We start from the raw sequence: 19,571 nt of genomic DNA on the forward strand, positions 1-19,571 counted from the left end.
AAACGGTCTCACCGGCCCCAGCAGGCTCACCGGCGTCTGCGGCCTCAGGGGCCTCACCGGTCTCCGTCCTGTCCGCCCGTACGGCCGTGTACCAGCGCACCACGAGGACGACGGCCCCGGGCAACGCGGCCACGAAGCTCAGCACGCCGTACACCACCGCCACCGACAGGCCGGTGTCGGCGCCGAGGCCGGCCGCGCCGAACGCCCAGGCGGTGACGCCCTCCCGGGGGCCCCAGCCGCCGACGTTCAGCGGCACGGCCATCGCCAGCAGGGCGAGCATCGCGATCGGCAGCAGGGCGAGCACGGAGGCGCCGGAGCCGGCCACCCGGGCGGCGACGACGAACATCGCGACGTACCCGGCGAGCACGACCAGCGACGAGACGGCCACCCCGGGCCCGTTGCGCCGCGACACCAGCCCCTCGCGCGCCTCGGCCAGCGCCTTGCCCAGGCGTCCGGCGGGGCGCGGCCGGGAGGAGTTCATGCGCAGCGCGAGCACGACGGCGAGTGCCCCCGCCCCGGCCAACAGGACCAGCGGGGCGAGGCCGCGCAGCCGGCCCATGACCGGGGACGGCAGCACCAGCAGGACCGTGACGCCCGCACCGGCCAGCGCGAGCTGTCCCGCCGTGCGCTCCAGCACGACCGCCCGTACACCGCGCCCGACGTCACCGGCGCTCTGCCCGTGCCGCACGGCGCGGTGCACGTCGCCGAGGATGCCGCCGGGCAGGGCCGCGTTCAGGAACAGCGCCCGGTAGTAGTCCGCGACCGCCGCGCCGAACGGCAGCCGGATCCGCAGCCCGCGGGCCACCAGCGCCCACCGCCAGGCGCTGAAGACGGTGGTGACGGCGCCGATGCCGAGCGCGACCAGCACGGTCGGCAGGTCGATCCGGCGCAGCCCGTCCAGGAACACGCCCGTCCCCATCCGCCACAGCAGCACCGTGAGGATGGCGACGCCGGCGACGCTCCCGAAGTGGGTGCGCAGGGCGCGCGAGGCGAACACCCTGCGCCACGCCGACGGCGGGCGGTGCGGCTCGGTCACGACGACCCCGATGCGGGCCTCGGACACGGCGGGCCCGGTGCGCACCGCCGACGGGGCACGCGGTGGCCGCCGTACGGCCGGGGTGCCCTCGCCCCGCACGGCGGGCGCGGCCGTGCCGGCCCGCGCCCCCGCCGTCTCGGCGCTCATCAGACGCGCCCCGTCGGCCGGGCCAGGGCGAGCAGGTCGCTGTGGTGGACGGTGACCCTGAGGTCGCCCGCCTGGCAGGCCGTGAGGCGGGTCGCGAGGTAGCCCTCGGCGCGTTCGGCGAGTTCGGGGCGCTGCTCGACGGCCGCGCCGACCCAGCCGCGCAGCCACTGGGCGGTGAGCGCGGCGTGCTCGGGGCCGAGCCGCCAGGGGCTCGGGTGGACCTTGACGGTGGCGCCGTGGTCGGCGAACGCCTCGCAGGCGGCACCCACCGCGTCGGGGCCGAGGAGGCCGCCGCGCCGCTGGTGGTCGTTGAAGGCGGCGGCGAGCTCCTCGTCCAGCGGGTCCGGCGCGGAGAACTCGACCCGGCCGGCGACGGACAGCGTGAGCAGCGCCGGACAGCCGGCGCCCGCGCAGGCCGCGGCGAGCGTCTCGACCTCCTCACGGGTCAGGACGTCGAGGAGGGCGGAGGCGGTGACGAGGGAGGCGCCGGTCAGGGCGTCCGGGGTGAGCCGGGCGACGTCGCCGCGCCGGGTCTCGACGGTGACCCGGCTGCCGTCGGCGGCCGCGCGCGGCGAGGCGACGGCCGCGAAGTGCAGCAGGTAGGGGTCGCGGTCGTGCAGGATCCAGTGCTGTCCGCCGTCCAGGCGGGGCGCGAGCCAGCGGCCCATCGAGCCGGTGCCGCAGCCCAGGTCGTGCACGGCGAGGCCGCCGCTGCGCCCGTTCGGCAGGTTCGCGAGCCGGATCCGCAGCGGGTCCAGCAGGTCCACCGCGCGTGCCGCGGCGTCCGCGGGCTCACGCAGCTGGAGCCACTCGGGCGCGTACCGGGGCTGGTCCTCGGGACCGGCCTCCCGCAGGCGTACGGTGGGCCGCTCGCCGGGGCGGGTGACGGGGCCCGCGCCCGCTATCACCACGTCGGGGTCGGCCGCGCCGTCCGGCCCGTCCAGGGCCACGCCGTCCGTCACATCCGGGACCGCGCCGTCCGCCGCGTCCGGCGCCACGGTGCCGGTCGCGACGCCGGTCACGTCGTGGGCCATGGTGCCGGTCACGATGTCCGTCATGGTGGAGGCCTCCTTCGGGCCCGGCTGGGTGGGGATGGCCCCCACGCGCCGCGCCATGTCCGCCGGGCTCGCCGTCGTCTTCCTCATGCCGCCCTCCGGGGTTCGCCGGGAAGCCGGCCCAGCACGCCGGCCAGGCTCTGGGCGGTGGACGCCCAGCCGTTCAGTGCCGCCCGGCGGCTGCGCGCGGCCGCCTTCAGCCGGCGTCGTACGTCCGCCTCGCCGAACCAGCCGCGCAGTTCCGCGGCAAGGGCGGCCGGGTTCTCCGGCGGGACGAGGATGCCGGGCATCCCGCCGTCGGGGGCGCGGCCGACGGCCTCGGGCAGCCCGCCGACGTCGGTCGCGAGGACCGGGATGCCGCGGGCGAGGGCCTCGGTGACCGCCATGCCGTAGGTCTCGGCGTAGGAGGTGAGGACCATCAGGTCGGCGGAGGCGTACGCGGCGTCGAGGTCGGCGCCCGCCTTCGGGCCGGCCAGCTCCAGCCGGTCCTCGAGGCCGTGGCGGCGGATGAGGCCGCGCAGATGGGCGACGTACTCCGGGTCCTGGGTCAGGCCGCCCACGCACACGCAGGACCACCTGAGGTCGGTCACCGCGGCCAGCGCCTCCACCAGCCGGTGCTGCCCCTTGCGCGGGGTCACGGCGGCCACGCACAGCAGCCGGGAGACACCGTCGGTGCCCGAGGCGAGCGGCGCGATGTCGGCGCCGGGGGCGGCGCAGTGCACCTTCTCCGGGGCCAGGCCGTGGTGCGAGACGAGGCGGCGCACCGCCCAGTCGCTGGTGGCGATCACCGCGGGCACCGCCCGCAGCACGGCGCGCTCCTTGGCGTCGAGCTCGGCGGCCACCTGCGGTTCGAGACCGGTCTCGTCGCCGAGCGGCAGGTGCACGAGGACCGCGAGCCGCAGCCGCTCCGCCTCGGGCACCACGATCTCCGGGACGCCGCAGGCGACGAGCCCGTCGAGCAGGACGACCGTGCCGTCGGGGAGTTCGGCCAGCGTGCGCGCCAGTTCGGTGCGGGCGGCGGTCTCCGGGCGCGGCCACAGGCCGTTCACCAGGTGCTTGTGGACCTGCCAGCCGAAGCCCGGCAGGTCCAGGCAGACCCGGCGGTCGTAGGCGTTGCCGCCGCTGGGGTTCACGGTGTCGTAGACGCCGCCCGGCATGACGAAGTGCACGGAGCGCAGGGACATGGGGATGAGGTCACCCGCCTTCCGGGGCGTCGGAGCCGTGGGGGTCTTGGGTGCCGCGGTCTGGGCGGGCACGTAGGCGAGGGGGGCCTTCGCCAGGGTCACCTCGGTCACAGCGCACGCTCGTAACTCGCCCAGGCGATGTGCGACTCGTGCAGGGTGACGGAGAGCGAGGCGATGCCGCGCGCGCCCTCGCCGAGCGCGCCCTTGTGGATGCGCTCGGCGAGCCGGTCCGCGACGACCTTGGCGAGGAACTCCGTGGAGGTGTTGATCCCGGCGAAGTCGGGCTCGTTGTCCAGGTTGCGGTAGTTCAGCTCGCTGACGACGGCCCCGAGCTCCTGGGTGGCCAGTCCGATGTCGACGACGATGTTGTCGTCGTCCAGCTGCTCGCGGCGGAACGTGGCGTCCACCAGGAACGTCGCTCCGTGCAGGCGCTGCGCGGGTCCGAAGACCTCGCCGCGGAAGCTGTGGGCGATCATGATGTGATCGCGGACGGTGACACTGAACAACGGACGACCCTCCAGGTGCGGCGCGTCTGGTCCCCCGGCCGTTGGCCGCCGGGGGATGCCGTGTAGTACGGCTCTCGACTTCCCCGTGTTCAGTGCGATCTCACTCTTTTCTCAGGTCAGGCGCTCCTGCTGGTCGTCGACGGGTACCTGACACGGTGGCAGAGTGCGGGGATCTCGCCCGACGCCAGCCCCGGCATCACCTCCGGCAGCTCCTCGAACGCGCTTTCCCCCGTGACGAGCGCGTCGAGCGCCGGATCGGCCAGCAGGTCGAGGGCGAGCGCGAGCCGGTCGGCGTAGCTGCGGTCGGCGCGGGCCGGGGAGACGGTGCCGACCTGGCTGCTGCGGATCACCAGCCGGCGCGAGTGGAAGGCCTCGCCGAGCGGCAGCGCGATCCTGCGGTCGCCGTACCAGCTCAGTTCGAGGACGGTGCCCTCGGCGCGGAGCAGTTCCAGTGACCGGGTCAGGCCCTGCTCGGTGGCGCTGGCGTGCACGACCAGGTCGCAGCCGCCGAGCGCGTCCCCGGGCGGCGCGAAGCCGACGCCGAGCGCCTCGGCGGTCTTCGCGCGCGCCGGGTCGGCGTCCACCAGCTGTACGCGCACACCGGGGAAGCGGGCCAGCAGCGCGGCGACCGAGCAGCCGACCATGCCGCCGCCGACCACCGCGATCCGGTCGCCGACCAGGGGTTTCGCGTCCCACAGTGCGTTGACGGCGGTCTCCACGGTGCCGGCGAGCACGGCCCGCCCGGCGGGCACGGAGTCCGGTACGACCGTCACGGCCGTCTCGGGGACGACGTACCGCGTCTGATGCGGATAGAGACAGAAGACCGTCCGCCCGACGAGCCGGGCCGGGCCCTCCTCCACCACCCCCACGTTGAGGTAGCCGTACTTCACGGGCGCCGGGAAGTCGCCCTCCTGGAACGGCGCCCGCATGACCGTGTGCTGGCTCTCGGGCACCTGTCCGCGGAAGACGAGGGTCTCCGTGCCACGGCTGATCCCGGAGTACAGCGATCGGACGACGACCTCGCCCTTCGCGGGCTCCGGCAGGGCCACGTCCCGTATCCCGCCCCGGCCCGGGGCGTCGATCCAGAACGCGCGTCCGCTGCGGTCCATCGCCATCCTCCTGAACGATCTGCTGAACGATCTGCAACCGGTGCACGTACCGAGGTGTGCACAGGTCGCGCACAGTACGCGGCACTGATCATCTCTGTCACCTGGCCGGAGGAATGTGCGGTGGCCCTGAACAACACTTACGACGCAAGGCTGGTCCAGCAGGAGACCGCTGTGGGGGCGGGCGTCCAGATCCTGCTGCTGGCCCTGCTCGGCTCGGCGATCGGCATGGGGCCGGCGGGCTGGGTCACCGGCCTCGTCTTCGCCGTCGCCACCTGGGCCGTCCTCTCCCGGGCACTGCACCGCTCACGACTGCGCTCCTTCGGGCCCGCCAACCGGGTCACCCTCGGCCGCGCCACCCTCGTCGGCGGGGTGACCGCCCTGGTCGCCGACTCCTTCGAGTCCGCCCCGCCGGTGACGCTGCTGGTCGCCCTCACCGCCGTCGCCCTGATCCTCGACGGCGTCGACGGCAAGGTCGCCCGCCGCACGGGGACCTCCACCGCGCTGGGCGCGCGCTTCGACATGGAGGTCGACGCGTTCCTCATCCTGGTCCTGAGCGTGTACGTCTCCATGGCGCTCGGCCCGTGGGTGCTGCTGGTCGGCGCGATGCGGTACGTCTTCGTCGCCGCCGCCCGCGTCGCCCCCTGGCTCAACGCCCCGCTCCCGCCGAGCATGGCCCGCAAGACCGTCGCCGCCCTCCAGGGCATCTGCCTGCTGGTGGCGGGCGCCGACCTCCTCCCCCGCGGCGGCAACGTCGCCGTCATGCTGCTGGCCCTCGGCACCCTGCTCTGGTCCTTCGGCCGCGACGTGCTGTGGCTGTACCGCACCTCCAGGGTCCGCGCGGCCCGTCCGGCGGAGCAGCGGGTGCTGGAACTCGCCTAGACCGCACAGGGGTTCACCCCCTCCCCCACCGCCCCCCACGGGAAAGGGCCCGCACCGTCGCGGACGGTACGGGCCCTTCCGTACGGCCTCTTCCGGGCCGGTTCGGCCTGGGCACCCGGGCAGATGCCCCACCTGCGTCTACGGCCGTGTCGTGTCCGGTCGTACGGCGGCGTCGACGGCGTCGGCTGGGTCGGCGGTGTCTACGGCGTCGGCGGCGTCGGCTGGGTCGGCGGTGTCTACGGCGTCGGCGGCGTCGGCAGTGCGGGCGGCTTCGGCGGCGTCAGCCGGGTCGGCACGGGGGTGCGGGCGGTCCCGGCCCGGCAGCAGGGCGATCGCGGCGACCGGTACCGCGGCCAGCAGCAGCCAGGGCACGGCCGGCGGGAGCCGGGTGTCGAGGAGTGTGCCGGTGGCCGCGCTGCCGAGCAGCACGATCAGCCCGGAGACCGAGGACAACGCCCCGGTGTAGAGGCCGAGCCGGCCCCGCTCCGCGAGGTCGGGGACCCAGGCGCGGACGGCGGGCGCGACCAGCATCTGACCGAGGGTCAGCAGCACGACGAACCCTGCGGCGGGCAGCAGCCCCGTCGTCCCGGTCAGCCCGGCGGGCAGCGCCGCGGCGACCACCGTGAACCCCGCGGCGATCAGCCCGAGCCCGGCCGCCGCCGAACGGCGCGCGCCGATCCGTTCCCCCGCCCAGTGGGTGACCGGCAGTTGGGCGGTCACCACCAGCAGCGACGACAGCGCGAACAGCCAGGCCAGCGGCGCCTGCGAACCCGCCGCGCGCTCCACCTCGGCGGGCAGGGCGAGGTAGAACTGGTTGTAGGCGAGGAGGTAGGCGCCGTAGGCGCAGCACAGGGCGAGGAAGCGGCGGTTGCGCAGCAACGGGCCGATGCCGCCCCGGACTTCGACGCGCTCCCGGCCGGGAAGGTGCTGCGGCAGCAGCACGGCGTGCGCGGCGAGCACCAGGACGAAGACGCCTGCGCCGGCGAGGCACACGGTCCGGAAGTCGACCGCCAGCAGCAGCGCGCCCAGCAGCGGTCCGACGAACGCCCCGGCCTGTCCGGCGACCGTGAACAGGGCCAGCACCCGGGTGCGGGACCCGCCGCCCGCCGCCTCGTGCACGACGGCCTGCCGGGCCACCTCGGACTCGACCGCGGGCGAGAAGAGCGCGGCGGCGAATCCGACGAGCAGCACGGCACCGGTCACCGCCCACACCCGCTCGGCGTACCCGAGCCAGACGAACCCGGCGATCCGCAGCGCACAGCCGGCCAGGACGACGGGCCGCACGCCGTAACGGTCGGTCAGGGCACCGCCGACCACGAACAGTCCCTGCTGGCTGAAGGTCCGCAGCCCCAGCACGAACCCCACCAGCCACCCGGCCATCCCGACGGCCCCGCCCAGATGTCCGGACAGGAACGGCAGCACCGCGAAGAAGCCTATGTTGAAGGCGAGTTGGGTGAGAACGAGCAGCCGCAGGAGCGGCGGGAGCCGGAGCGGGTTCATCGGTCCTTCCCGACGCGCCTGCCCGCGGCCTCTGTCGCGGTGACCGCCAGGGCACCCAGCAGGGCGAGGACGGCGGCGGGGGCCAGTACGGTCCAGGGGGCGCGTTCGACGTAGGGCTGGTTCTCGGCGAGCAGCAACCCCCATTCGGGTGAGGGTGGTGGGGCGCCGAGCCCGAGGAAGCCGAGCGACGCGAGCGCGAGGGCGATCCCGGGCAGCCGCAGCACGGCGTGGCGGACCACCGGCGGCACCACGGCGGGCAGGACACCCCTGCGCAACAGGTACCAGCGCCCGGCGCCGAGAGCACGGGTGGCGGCCAGGTGCAGGGTGGCCCGCTCCTGCCGCACCAGCGCGGAGGTGTGTGCGGCGAGCGGCGCCCACGCCACGACGGCCACCGCGACCGCGGGAGTCGTCGCACCGCCGCCCCACAACGCGGTGACGAGCAGCGCGGCCGCGACGGGCGGCACGGCGTTGACGGTGTCCACGAGCGGCCCGGACAACCGGGGCAGCAGGCCGAGCAGCACACCGGCGACCAGGGCCGCCGCGCTGACGGCGAACGCCGACAGGAGCGTGTCGAGGGCACCGTGGGCGACACGGGCGAGCAGGTCCCTGCCGAGGGCGTCGGTACCGAAGGGGTGGGTGGGGGTGGGTGCTCGGAGGCGGTCGGTGGTGTCGACGGCGAGGGGGTCACGGGGGAGGCCGAGGGCGACGACGACGGCGAGAAGAAGGCCATGGGCGAGGGCTGGGCCGTGGGCGATGGACAGGATCCTGCGGGCGGTCGACGGTGGTCCGTGGACCGTATGCGATGGCCGGTGGAGTGTATGCAGCGCCCTGTCCCGCAACGCGGGACCGGCGAGCCGCCCCACGGCGAGGCGGGCGGCGGCCGTCGTGACGGCGGCGAGTGCGACGAGCGCGAGCGTGCCGGCCTGGAGGACGGGGAGGTCCTGGGCGAGCGCGGCCTGGAGGGTCGTCCGGCCCAGGCCGGGAATGTCGAAGATCTGCTCGACGGCGACGGCCCCTCCGGTCAGGCCCACGGCGAACAGCCCCAGGTTGGGCAGCAGTCCGGGCAGGCAGCGGCGCAGCGCGTGGCGGGCGACATTGCGGCCCGGGAGGCCGCGCGCGGCGGCGGCCGTCGCCCAGGGTTCGGCGAAGGCGGCGGGCAGCTGGTCGTCGAGGAGGCGGCCGAGGACGGCACCGGCGGGCAGGCCGAGGGCGAGGGCGGGGAGGACGGTCCACTGCGGGCCGTACCAGCCGAGGGCGGGCAGCCAGCCGAGGTGTACGCCGACGACGGTGGCGAGGACGGACGCGGTGAGGAACTCGGGCAGCGCGGCGAGCGCGGCGGGGATCGAGCCGCCCGGGGTCCGTACGTGGAGCCGGCGCCGGGCGCCGAGGTACAGGGTGCGGGCGCACACCGCGGCGGCCGTGCCGCAGGCGACGACGAGGGACACCGCCATCAGCAGCAGGGACGCGCCCAGGGCCTGGGTGACGGCGGGGGTGACCTCGGCACCGGAGATCCAGGACCGTCCGGCGTCCCCCCGCCACAGCCCACCGAGCCAGCGCCACAGGAGCGTCAACGGGCCTTCTTCCAGACCGAGTTGAGCGCGTACGGCGGCCAGCGCCGCGGGGTCCGGGTCGCGGTCGGCGGAGCGGGCCTTGAGGACGGTGAGCTCCGGGTCGGTGTGCGAGATCCAGGGCAGCAGCCCGATCCCGCAGAGCAGCGCCGCCGTCAGTCCGGCCCGCCACAGCGGGGTGCCCGCCCTGCCCATCCTGCTTCCCATGCGGTTCAGCGCCGGGTGCCGGTGCCGACCAGGGTGCGCTCGTACGGGTCGAGGAGTACCCCGCCGACGGTGTCCGCGACCCCGGTGACGACACGCTGGTGGACCAGGGGGACCACGGCGTCGGTCGCGAGGATCACGGCCTCCGCGGCCAGGGCGGCGTCCTGGCGCTTGTCGGTGTCGGCGACCGTCCGGGCCCGCTCGACGGCCCGGTCGACGTCGCTGTCGCACAGCAGGGCCAGGTTGTAGCCGCCGTCGCAGGTGAAGTCGCTGTCGAGCAGGGAGACCGGGTCGCCGGTGTCGAGGAGGCTGTTGCGGGCGCCGATGACGGCGTCGAACGTTCCGGCGAGCGCGTCGCTCTCCAGCCGTGCGTACTCGCGCACCTCGAGCTTCACGGCGAACCCGGCCTTCTCCAGCTGCTGCTTCAACACCTGGGCGGCTTCGGGGAGTTCGGGCCGGTTGTCGTAGGTGGCGAGGGTGATGGATGCGCCGTCGGGCCGCCCCGGCCGCGCGCGTCCGCTGGGGGTGACCCGCTTGGCCTCCGCCCAGGTGACGGCGGGACCGAACAGCCCGGCACCGGGGTCGGCGTGCCCTTCGTAGACGCCTTCGGCGAGGGCTTCGGTGTCGACGGCGGCCCGGGCCGCGGCGCGCAGTGCGGGGTCCTTGAAGAGGCCCGACTTCGTGTTGAGGTGGAGGCTGGTGGTGCGGGTGGTGGCGGTCTCGCGGCGGCTGTCGGCATCGAGCGCGGCGGCCTGGGAGACGGGTATCGCCTCGGCGATGTCGACCTGCCCGGTGCGCAGGGCGTTGGCGCGGGCGGTGCCGTCGGCGATGAAGCGGGCGTCGATGCCGGAGGCCTGGGCGCGGCCCGCCCAGTGGTCGTCGAAGCGGTCGAGCGTGGCGGAGGTGGTGCCGGTGATCTCCGTGAGGGCGAAGGGGCCGGTGGCGGTGCCGACCGGGTCGACGGTGTCCGCGTCCGCGTAGGCCTTCGGGGCCAGCACGGCGAGGCCGGGCCCGGCCAGTCGCAGCGGCAGTGCGGGGTCGGGTGCGGCCGTGGTGATCCGTACGCCCGTCGCGCCCTGGGCACGGGCCGTGAGGGTGACGCCGGTCAGGGCGGCGGGGGCGGGGGCGGCACGGCCGGCGCGGGTGAGGGCGGTGACCACGGCGGCGGGCGTGACGTCCGTGCCGTCCTGGAAGAGGGCCTCGCGCAGGGTGAACAGCCAGGTGCGGTCGTTCTCGCGGCGCCAGGAGGAGGCGAGGGCGGGTGCGGCGGAGCCGTTGGCGTCGAGGGCGGTCAGACCCTCGGTCACACCGAGGCGGCTGAGGATCGTGGCGTCGGCGCCGTACGGGGAGAGGTCCTGGGTGGGCGGGAAGGCGAGGGCGACGCGCAGCCGTGCGCCGACCTTGGCGTCGGGCGTCGTCGCGGCGTCGCCGGTGGCGGCGAAGCAGCCGGTGAGCAGCGGGGCGAGGAGGAAGGCGGTGAGCCGGCGAGGGCGGCGGGGAGGGCGCATGGGGGCAGACCTAGGGGGTGAGGGAGGGCAGAGGGATCTCGAAGTGGACGACTGGCTGGCCGCCGTCGGGGTCCTCGCGTTCGTCGTGCACGACCTTGCCCAGCGACCGCCAGAAGCCCTCGGCTCCCTCGACGGTCGGGTCGGTGTGCAGGTAGACGGAGCGGTATCCGCCGTCGGCGGCGGCGAAGGCGAGGAGTTCCGCGACGAGCCGGCGGGCGAGTCCGCGCCGCCGGTGCGCGGGACGGACGTACACCCGGCGCAACTGCGCGCTCTCACCGGACGGGAAGCGTGCGGCGACGTGTTGCGGGTTCGGCGGATGGGCGGGTCCGCGGGAGTCCAGCGCGGCGGTGGCCACGACGTCGCCGTCGACGCCGTCCAGCGCCACCAGCAGGGTGTGGCGGACCGGGGTGAGGTAGGCGGCGGCCGGATCGATGATGTCGCCGTGCCAGCGGGGGACGTATCCGGTGCCGAAGTCGCGGTAGACGGTGTCGAGCATGACGACCCGGGCACCGTCGAGGTCGGCGGGACCCGCGGTCTTTATGCAGTAGGTACGCACTTGCACATCATATGCATTAAGACCTCTGCCGATGATCGCTACCCGACCCGACACGGCACCACACCCCCCGACTCCCGACTTGACAGTGATCACGGCAGAGCCCTAAACCTAGCAACATGACATTCATTTTCACAACGGCGGTCCGGTAGATGCGCGTCGCGTTCGTCGGCAAGGGCGGCAGTGGCAAGACCACCCTGTCGGCGCTGTTCGCCCTCGAACTGGCACGGTCCGGCGCCCCCGTGCTGGCCGTCGACGGCGACATCAACCAGCACCTGGCCGAGGCGCTCGACCCCGGCGCCGGCCCGTTCACCGCTCCACCCCTGGCCGCGCACACGGGTGAGATCAAGGACCTCCTGCGCGGCACCAACCCGCGGATCCCCTCCCGCGAGGCGATGGTCAAGACCACTCCGCCGGGCCGGGGTTCACGCCTGCTGCGCCTGCTGGGCGAGGACGCGTTGCACACCCGCCACGTCCAACGGGTCGGCGGCGTACCGCTGATGGTCACCGGCGCGTTCGACGAGAGCGACCTGGGCGTGGCCTGCTACCACTCCAAGCTCGGAGCCGTCGAGCTCTACCTCGGGCATCTCGTCGACGGCCCCGGCGAGTACGTCGTCGTCGACATGACCGCGGGAGCCGACGCCTTCGCCTCCGGTCTGTTCACCCGCTTCGACATGACGTTCCTGGTGGCCGAACCCACCCGCAGGGGCGTCTCCGTCTACCGCCAGTACCGCGACCACGCGGCCGAGTTCGGCATCCCGCTCGCCGTGGTCGGCAACAAGGTGACCGGCGAGGACGATCTGCTCTTCCTGAAGGAGCAGGTGGGCGACGACCTCCTCACCCACCTGGCCCTCTCCCCCTGGGTCCGCTCGGCCGAACGCGGCACGCCGCAGGGTGAGTTGGAGGTGGACAACCGGCACGCGCTCACCGTCCTGCGCGAGACGGTCGACGCCCGCCCCAAGGACTGGCCCACCCTCCACCGGCACGCCGTCGAGTTCCACCTGCGCAACGCCCGCGCCTGGGCGGACACGGCGACGGGCCAGGATCTGGCGACCCAGGTCGACCCGGATTTCGTCCCCGGACCCGCGTCGCTCCTCTGACCACCCCGGCGGGTTCCCCGCCACAGGAACAACAGAAACAGGACACCCATGTCTCTCGACGTCTCCCCGAAGCTCCTCGCCGAGGCCGAAGCCGGTGACATCCGCGAGGCGGACTTCATCGACACCGTCCGCACCTCACTCCCGTACGCCTACGACCTCGTGGAGTCCCTCTCCGTGCGACTGCACGCCGGCATCACCGAGTTCACCGACAACCAGACCCCGCCGCCGTCCGAGCGGGAACGCGGCCAGCTGCTGCGGGCCCTCGCCAGCGACGCGATCCGCGGCAGCCTGGAACGCCACTTCGGCGTGGCTCTCGCCTTCCAGAACTGCCACCGGGTGGCCGCGTTCCGCCCGGAGGCCCGCGACGGCCAGGCCTACACCCGGTTCACCTCGACCAGGGCACAGGTGCTGAACCAGTCGGCCGAGCTGCGGGACTGCTGACCGGCGGAGCCAGCGGGGGGGGGGCGCTCGGGGAACTCACGTGCCACCACTTGACTTACGTGTTCGGGTAGTTGAAGCATTCAGCGACGAGAGAGCGCTCTCAACACCGCTGTCGTTCACTTCGTGAATCAGCAGTCTCCGTCCCGTGTGTCAGCCGTTCGCCACGAGCCGCCCGAGCCGCCCCACCGAGGAGAGCCGCCCATGACCCACACCCCCGAGTCATCCCCCGCGCAGCCCGCCGGGCAGTCCCCGGCACGGTTTACGGGGCAGTCCATGGCACAGTCCGCCGGTCTGCCTGCCGCTCCGCGCCGCAGAGCCGTCCTGGCGGCGGCCGCCGTGGCCGCGCCCGCCCTCGTCGGGGTGTCGGCCGCCCCGGCCACGGCCGCCCCGCTCACCCCCCGCACCCGGCGCCCGCGCCTGCTGCCGGGCGGCGGCGACCTCGGCCCGAACGTCCTGGTCTTCGACCCGACGACCCCGGACATCCAGGCCCGCCTCGACGAGGTGTTCCGGCAGCAGGAGTCCGCCCAATTCGGCAGCGGACGCTACGCGTTGCTGTTCAAACCCGGCACGTACCACGGCCTCAACGCCCAACTCGGCTTCTACACCTCGATCGCGGGCCTCGGGCTCTCCCCCGACGACACCACCATCAACGGGGACGTGACCGTCGACGCGGGCTGGTTCGGCGGCAACGCCACGCAGAACTTCTGGCGTTCGGCGGAGAACCTCGCCCTCGTCCCCGCGAACGGCACCAACCGGTGGGCGGTCGCCCAGGCGGCCCCCTTCCGCCGGATGCACGTCCACGGCTGCCTCAACCTCGCGCCCTCCGGCTACGGTTGGGCCAGCGGCGGCTACATCGCCGACAGCCGGATCGAGGGCCAGATCGGACCGTACTCCCAGCAGCAGTGGTACACCCGGGACAGCGCGATCGGCAGCTGGCTCAACGGCGTCTGGAACATGGTCTTCTCCGGTGTCGAGGGCGCCCCCGCCCAGAGCTTCCCCGACCCGCCCTACACCACGCTCGCGACGACCCCCGTCTCCCGCGAGAAGCCGTTCCTGTACGTCGACGGCGGCGGCGCCTTCCGGGTGTTCCTGCCCGCCAAGCGGACCGCCGCGCGCGGGGTCAGCTGGGGCAACGGCACCCCGCGCGGCACCTCCCTGCCCCTGTCTAGGTTCTACGTCGCCCGACCCGGCGTCCCGGCGGCGACCCTCAACCAGGCTCTGGCGCAGGGTCTTCACCTGCTGCTCACCCCGGGCGTCTACCACCTCGACCGGCCGATCCGGGTCGACCGTCCCGACACCGTCGTCCTGGGCCTCGGGTACGCCACCCTCATTCCGGTGGGTGGCGTCACCGCGCTGCAGGTCGCCGACGTCGACGGGGTCCGCCTCGCGGGGTTCCTGGTGGACGCCGGTCCCGTCAACTCGCGCACCCTGCTGGAGATCGGGCCGCGCGGAGCCTGGCGCGACCACTCCGCCAACCCCACCACCGTCCAGGACGTGTTCGTCCGGATCGGCGGCGCGGGTGCCGGCCTGGCCACCACCAGCCTGGTCGTCAACAACCGGCACACCATCGTCGACCACACCTGGGTCTGGCGCGCCGACCACGGCGACGGAGTCGGCTGGGAGACCAACCGCGCCGATTACGGCGTCGTCGTCAACGGCCACGACGTGCTCGCCACCGGACTGTTCGTCGAGCACTTCAACAAGTACGACGTGCAGTGGTACGGCCAGCGCGGCCGCACCATCTTCTTCCAGAACGAGAAGGCCTACGACGCACCGAACCAGGCCGCTGTGCAGAACGGCCCGCTCAAGGGGTACGCCGCCTACAAGGTCGGCGACGACGTCACCACCCACGAGGCGTGGGGCCTGGGCAGCTACTGCTACTACAACGTCGACCCCACGATCGTGCAGCACCACGGCTTCGCCGCCCCGAACACCCCCGGCGTGAAGTTCCACGACCTGCTGGTGATCTCCCTCGGCGGCAAAGGCCAGTACGAGGCGGTGATCAACGACACCGGGGCGCCGACGTCGGGGACCTCGACCGTGCCGTCGACCGTGGTGTCGTATCCCTGAGCCGGGTTCCCGCATATCGCGTACCGCATACAGCACACCGCAGACCGCAGACGGCAGACGGCAGACGGCAGACCGCAGACGATCGGCTCCGGTGTGGCCCTCGGGGACTCCGTGCACAGGAGCCCCCGAGGGGCGGCAGGACCTACGGCGTCATCGCCGCCGCGGGCGCCGGGGCGTACCCGGTCGGCCGGGCCGTGAAGGTGCCGCGGCCCTGGGTACGGCTGCGCAGCCGGGTGGCGTAGCCGAACAGTTCCGCCAGCGGGACGGTGGCGGTGACCACCGCGGACCCGCCGCGGACCACCGACTCGGTCACCCGGCCGCGCCGGGCGGCCAGGTCGCCGAGGACCCCGCCGACCGCGTCCTCGGGCACGGTGACCGTGACGTCGACGACCGGTTCCAGCAGGACCATCGCGCAGGCGCGCAGGGCCTCCCGGAGCGCGAACCGGGCCGCCGTACGGAAGGCCATGTCCGAGGAGTCCTTCACATGCGTCGCCCCGTCGGTCAGGGTGACCCGCAGCCCCGTCACCGGGTGACCGCCGAGGGGGCCCTCGGCGAGGGCGTCCCGGCAGCCGGCCTCTACGGCCCGCACGTACTCCTGCGGCACCCGTCCGCCGACGACCGACGACCGGAACGCGAACCCGTCCTCCAGCGGCTCCACATCGAGCACGACGTGCGCGAACTGCCCTGCTCCGCCGTCCTGTTTGACATGCCGGTACACCACACCGGACACCCCGCGGCCCACCGTCTCCCGGTAGGTCACCCCGGGACGGCCGACGTTGACGTCCAGCCCGGGGGAGCGCCGGATCTTCTCCACCGCCACCTCCAGGTGCAGTTCGCCCATTCCCGACAGCACGGTCTGCCCGGTCTCGGGATCCGTCCGCACGACCAGCGACGGATCCTCCTCCGTCAGCCGGGCGAGCGCCGAGGCCAGCCGGTCGGTGTCGGTACTCCGGGACGCCTCGACCGCCACCGACACGACCGGGTCGGCGACACCGGGCGGCTCCAGGACGAGCGGGTCACCGGGGGCGCAGAGGGTCGAGCCCGGCCGGGCCGACTTCAGCCCGACCACGGCCACGATGTCGCCCGCGACCGCACGGTCCACCTGCGCATGCCGGTCGGCCTGCACCCGCAGGATGCGCCCGATCCGCTCGACGCGCCCTGTGCCGGACTCCCACACCGGGTCTCCCTTCTCGATCGTTCCGGAGTACACCCGCAGGTAGGTGAGCCGGCCGGTGGGGGTGGCGCCGACCTTGAAGGCGAGGGCGGCGAAGGGGGCGGCCGGGTCGGCGGGTCGTCGCTCGTCGGCGGTGTGCGGCATACGGTCGACGGAACCGTGCATACGGTCCACAGTGGGCCGGCCACCGTCGACCGTCGCCCCGCCCCGACCGTTCCGCACACCGTCGGCACCTTTCCGGATGCCGCAGACCGCCGGCACGTCCAGCGGCGACGGCAGATAGTCGACGACGGCGTCCAGTAGCGGTTCGATCCCCCGGTTACGGTAAGCCGATCCGCACAGCACGACCACCCCGTCCCCCGTGCGGGTCAGGTCCCGCAGGGCGGCCGTGAGGGTGCCGACGGAGAGCGTCTCGCGGTCGCAGAACTCCTCCAGCGCGGCCGGGTGCCGTTCCGCGACCGCCTCCTCCAGGAGCCGGCGCCTGCGCAGCGCCTCCTCCCGCAGCCCTTGCGGCACCTCCCCCTCGACGGCGGTGTCGCTGCCGTCGCCCCAGGTCAGTGCCCGCAGGCGGAGCAGGTCCACGACGCCGGTGAAGGTGCCCTCGCTGCCGATGGGGAGGTGGACGACGAGCGGGACGGGGTGGAGGCGGGCGCGGAGGGAGGCGACGGCGGTGTCGAGGTCGGCGCCCGCGCGGTCCATCTTGTTGACGAAGGCGATCCTCGGTACGCCGTGCCGGTCGGCCTGCCGCCACACGGACTCGCTCTGCGGTTCCACGCCGGCCACGGCGTCGAACACCGCCACCGCCCCGTCGAGGACCCGAAGGGCACGCTCCACCTCGTCGGCGAAGTCGACGTGTCCGGGGGTGTCGATCAGGTTGACGCGGTGGCCGTTCCAGTCGCAGCTGACGGCCGCGGCGAAGATGGTGATGCCGCGGTCGCGTTCCTGGGGGTCGAAGTCGGTGACGGTCGTGCCGTCGTGGACCTCGCCGCGTTTGTGCGTGGTCCCGGTGGCATACAGGATCCGCTCGGTGACGGTGGTCTTGCCGGCGTCGACGTGGGCGAGGATGCCCAGGTTGCGCACGGCGGCGAGGTGACGGTGGTCGAGGTGGTTGCGCACGGCCCTTGGCCTTTCGGTGTTCTCGGGGAACGGGCGGCGCGATGGGCTGATGCCGTGTGAGGGGCGCGCCGTCGGCTCGGTCGAGCGGACGGGGCGTCGGTGTCTCCGGACGGGCGTCAGCGCATCCGGTGTCCGGCGCGCAGCGGACACCGGACGGACCGGGACACGAGGATCACCTCGTAGCGTGCGCGGGGAGCGACGGCGGCGGTGTGGTCTCGCATGGCCGTGCTCCCTTCGTTCGTCATGGTGCCGGTTCGTCCGGTGGGCCGCGGCCCGGTCGTGGGCGGCGCTCGGCCTGCGGTGAGTGTAGGAGCGAGGCGGTGCGCCCCGCATCGCATTTACCTCACGCCGGTGGGGTCGACTCCGTGTAGAAGTGCCGTCGCACCCGGCGCAGCCAGGCATCCGCCGCGCGCTCGTCGGGCTGTTCGGGCAGCACGCTCGGCGTCGCGGCGAACTTCTCCTCGAAGTCGCGCAGCAGCGGCTGGGCGGCCGCGGGGTCGGCGGCGACCTGTTCGCCGAAGCGGTGGTAGCTCTCCGGGTCGTCGACGCGGATCGTCAGCCGGCCCTCGGCGTACAGCTCGTAGCCCTGGGTGCAGAGCCGCTTGAGGTGCCGGGCGTGCTTGGCGATGCGCTTCGTGGTCGGTTCGGTGGGTGTGCCCTCGCCGCGGTTCTGCAGCTTGCGGAACTGCTGGGTTGCGTAGCCGAGGTAGGCGTCGCGGACCCGTCGGGAGCCGAGCAACGTGGCGCGGATGTCGCGGAGTTCGTCGCCGAGGGGCGTGCGGACCTCGTACAACTCGTCGGGGAGCCAGACAAGTTCCATGACGGTGGGGTTGCCGGCGAGGGCGAGACGGCACCACTTGGCGGCCTCGTGCAGGGTGCGGTCGGGCGCGGTGGAGACGTGGGACTCCTTCGGCGTGTGCAGGCCGTGCAGGTCCACGGTGGGGGCGGCGAACATACCGAGGCGGTCCACGTCGGATCCCGCGTGGGCGAGCCCGTAGGCGGTCGAGCCGACGACGCCGGACAGAAGGATGTTGCTGACGGTCACTGGTGCCCCCGTTGCTGGGCGCCCGGCGAGGTGCCCGGGCGTCGGAACCGCCATGATGCCCCGGCGCGCGCTTCGCCCACCTCACCTTTTCGGCGGACGGCGGCCGGTGACCGGCCCGCCGCTCCGGCCGCGTCCGATGGCTCCATCCGGTCCGAGCCGCAGCCGGTCCGGCCTTCTTCCTCGCGGCAGAACCATGTGACATATTACTGCAGTGACCAAGCGACCTTGCGGTGACGTGGTGGTCGTCGGCGCCGGGATGGTGGGCGCCGCCTGTGCGTTGTACGCGGCCCGTGCGGGCCTCGATGTCGTCCTGGTGGACCGCGGTCCGGTGGCGGGCGGCACCACGGGAGCGGGTGAGGGCAACCTCCTCGTATCCGACAAGGAGCCCGGTCCCGAACTCCGACTGGCCCTGCTGTCCCTGCGGTTGTGGGCGGAACTCGCCGAAACGCTGGGCGCTGCGGTGGAGTACGAGCCGAAGGGCGGACTGGTCGTCGCGTCCACACCGGAGTCGCTCGCAGCCCTCAGCGACCTGGCCGCCGGACAGCGGGCGGCCGGGGTGGAGACGGTCGCCGTCGACGCGGGTCGACTCCACGACCGTGAGCCGCACTTGGCGCCCGGTCTCGCCGGTGGTGTCCTGTATCCCCAGGACGCCCAGGTGATGCCCGCGCTGGCGGCCGCCCATCTGGTGCGGAGTTCGGGCGCGCGTGTGGAGACGGGCCGGACCGTGACGGGCGTCCTGCGCGGATCCGACGGCGCCGTGCGCGGGGTGCGCACCGACCGGGGCGATCTCCTCGCGCCGGCCGTGGTGAACGCGGCCGGCACCTGGGGCGGTGAGATCGCGGCGCTGGCGGGGGCGGGCCTGCCGGTGCTTCCCCGTCGCGGGTTCGTGCTGGTCACCGAGCCGTTGCCGCCCCGGGTGCGGCACAAGGTGTACGCGGCCGACTATGTGGCGGACGTGGCCAGCGACTCCGCGGCGCTGCAGACCTCGCCGGTCGTCGAGGGCACCGCCGCCGGGCCTGTGCTGATCGGCGCGAGCCGCGAGCGGGTGGGCTTCGACCGGTCGTTCTCCCTGCCGGCCGTACGGCAGCTCGCCGCCGGGGCGACCCGGCTCTTCCCCTTCCTGGCCGACGTACGGGTGATGCGCACGTATCTCGGCTTCCGCCCCTACCTGCCGGACCATCTGCCCGCGATCGGGCCCGACCCGCGGGTGCCGGGGCTGTTCCACGCCTGTGGTCACGAGGGCGCCGGCATCGGGCTCGCCACCGGCACCGGTCATCTCCTCGCGCAGGCGCTGACCGGCGAGAACCCGGACCTGGACCTGACGCCGTTCCGTCCCGAGCGGTTCACCGAGACGACCGAGGAGGCCGCACCGTGAC

General features: G+C 74.0%; 15 protein-coding genes and 1 pseudogene. 5 read left to right on the forward strand and 11 right to left on the reverse strand.

Features of this window, described 5'->3' with window-relative positions; genetic code table 11:
- Positions 1-175: 175 nt before the first annotated feature.
- The 5 genes and pseudogenes from U5640_RS05825 to U5640_RS05845 form a co-directional block, all read right to left on the reverse strand.
- Positions 176-1,183 (reverse strand): annotated as a pseudogene (locus U5640_RS05825) (lysylphosphatidylglycerol synthase transmembrane domain-containing protein); the annotation flags it as partial.
- Positions 1,183-2,328: a trans-aconitate methyltransferase gene (locus U5640_RS05830; protein ID WP_340374720.1), complete on the reverse strand. Its 1,146-nt coding sequence runs from the start codon at positions 2,326-2,328 to the stop codon at positions 1,183-1,185. The pseudogene U5640_RS05825 and the gene U5640_RS05830, both read right to left, overlap by 1 nt.
- A complete protein-coding gene (locus U5640_RS05835) occupies positions 2,325-3,533 on the reverse strand; it encodes a glycosyltransferase family 4 protein (RefSeq protein ID WP_340374721.1) in 1,209 nt (402 codons plus the stop codon). The genes U5640_RS05830 and U5640_RS05835 overlap by 4 nt, the downstream gene beginning before the upstream one ends.
- A complete protein-coding gene (locus U5640_RS05840; protein WP_055633342.1) occupies positions 3,530-3,928 on the reverse strand; it encodes a 6-carboxytetrahydropterin synthase in 399 nt (132 codons plus the stop codon). Before U5640_RS05840 ends, U5640_RS05835 begins: the two co-directional genes overlap by 4 nt.
- A gap of 116 nt (positions 3,929-4,044) precedes the next feature.
- Positions 4,045-5,037 (reverse strand): zinc-binding alcohol dehydrogenase, encoded by a 993-nt coding sequence (locus U5640_RS05845; RefSeq protein ID WP_340374722.1) that lies wholly within the window; start codon positions 5,035-5,037, stop codon positions 4,045-4,047.
- A gap of 120 nt (positions 5,038-5,157) precedes the next feature.
- On the opposite strand from U5640_RS05845, the gene U5640_RS05850 reads away from it, so the two are divergent.
- Positions 5,158-5,916, forward strand: coding sequence for a CDP-alcohol phosphatidyltransferase family protein (locus tag U5640_RS05850; protein ID WP_340374723.1), 759 nt, complete (start codon positions 5,158-5,160; stop codon positions 5,914-5,916).
- 138 nt (positions 5,917-6,054) lie between these two features.
- On the opposite strand, the gene U5640_RS05855 is transcribed toward U5640_RS05850, so the two are convergent.
- From U5640_RS05855 to U5640_RS05870, 4 genes are read right to left on the reverse strand one after another with little or no spacing between them, the layout of a single operon-like run.
- Positions 6,055-7,416, reverse strand: coding sequence for an MFS transporter (locus U5640_RS05855; protein WP_340374724.1), 1,362 nt, complete (start codon positions 7,414-7,416; stop codon positions 6,055-6,057).
- A complete protein-coding gene (locus U5640_RS05860; RefSeq protein ID WP_340374725.1) occupies positions 7,413-9,191 on the reverse strand; it encodes an ABC transporter permease subunit in 1,779 nt (592 codons plus the stop codon). The genes U5640_RS05855 and U5640_RS05860 overlap by 4 nt, the downstream gene beginning before the upstream one ends.
- A 5-nt stretch (positions 9,192-9,196) precedes the next feature.
- Positions 9,197-10,696, reverse strand: a complete 1,500-nt coding sequence (locus tag U5640_RS05865; RefSeq protein WP_340374726.1) for an ABC transporter substrate-binding protein — start codon at positions 10,694-10,696, stop codon at positions 9,197-9,199.
- A 10-nt stretch (positions 10,697-10,706) separates the two neighbouring features.
- Positions 10,707-11,252 carry a GNAT family N-acetyltransferase gene (locus U5640_RS05870; protein WP_340374727.1) on the reverse strand — a complete coding sequence of 182 codons (546 nt, stop codon included), beginning with the start codon at positions 11,250-11,252 and terminating at the stop codon, positions 10,707-10,709.
- Positions 11,253-11,401: 149 nt separating this feature from the next.
- Between U5640_RS05870 and U5640_RS05875 the strand changes: the two genes are divergently transcribed.
- The 3 genes from U5640_RS05875 to U5640_RS05885 all read left to right on the forward strand — a co-directional run bounded on the left by U5640_RS05875 (position 11,402) and on the right by U5640_RS05885 (position 14,860).
- Complete coding sequence (locus U5640_RS05875) at positions 11,402-12,349, forward strand: ArsA-related P-loop ATPase (RefSeq protein WP_340374728.1); 948 nt, start codon at positions 11,402-11,404, stop codon at positions 12,347-12,349.
- A gap of 48 nt (positions 12,350-12,397) precedes the next feature.
- Positions 12,398-12,790 carry an SCO5389 family protein gene (locus U5640_RS05880; RefSeq protein ID WP_340374729.1) on the forward strand — a complete coding sequence of 131 codons (393 nt, stop codon included), beginning with the start codon at positions 12,398-12,400 and terminating at the stop codon, positions 12,788-12,790.
- 273 nt (positions 12,791-13,063) lie between these two features.
- Positions 13,064-14,860 (forward strand): coagulation factor 5/8 type domain-containing protein, encoded by a 1,797-nt coding sequence (locus U5640_RS05885; RefSeq protein ID WP_340374730.1) that lies wholly within the window; start codon positions 13,064-13,066, stop codon positions 14,858-14,860.
- Positions 14,861-15,002: 142 nt separating this feature from the next.
- Here U5640_RS05885 and U5640_RS05890 read toward each other — a convergent pair whose 3' ends face one another.
- Positions 15,003-17,150, reverse strand: a complete 2,148-nt coding sequence (locus tag U5640_RS05890; RefSeq protein ID WP_340374731.1) for an elongation factor G — start codon at positions 17,148-17,150, stop codon at positions 15,003-15,005.
- Positions 17,151-17,493: 343 nt separating this feature from the next.
- Positions 17,494-18,195 (reverse strand): nucleotidyltransferase domain-containing protein, encoded by a 702-nt coding sequence (locus U5640_RS05895; protein WP_340374732.1) that lies wholly within the window; start codon positions 18,193-18,195, stop codon positions 17,494-17,496.
- Between the two features lie 211 nt (positions 18,196-18,406).
- Here U5640_RS05895 and U5640_RS05900 point away from each other — a divergent pair, with 211 nt between their 5' ends.
- On the forward strand, positions 18,407-19,570 hold the full coding sequence (locus tag U5640_RS05900) for an FAD-binding oxidoreductase (RefSeq protein WP_340374733.1): 1,164 nt from the start codon (positions 18,407-18,409) through the stop codon (positions 19,568-19,570).
- The last annotated feature ends 1 nt before the right edge of the window (position 19,571 follow it).

This window comes from Streptomyces sp. SS7, assembly GCF_037993025.1.
GTDB lineage: Bacteria > Actinomycetota > Actinomycetes > Streptomycetales > Streptomycetaceae > Streptomyces.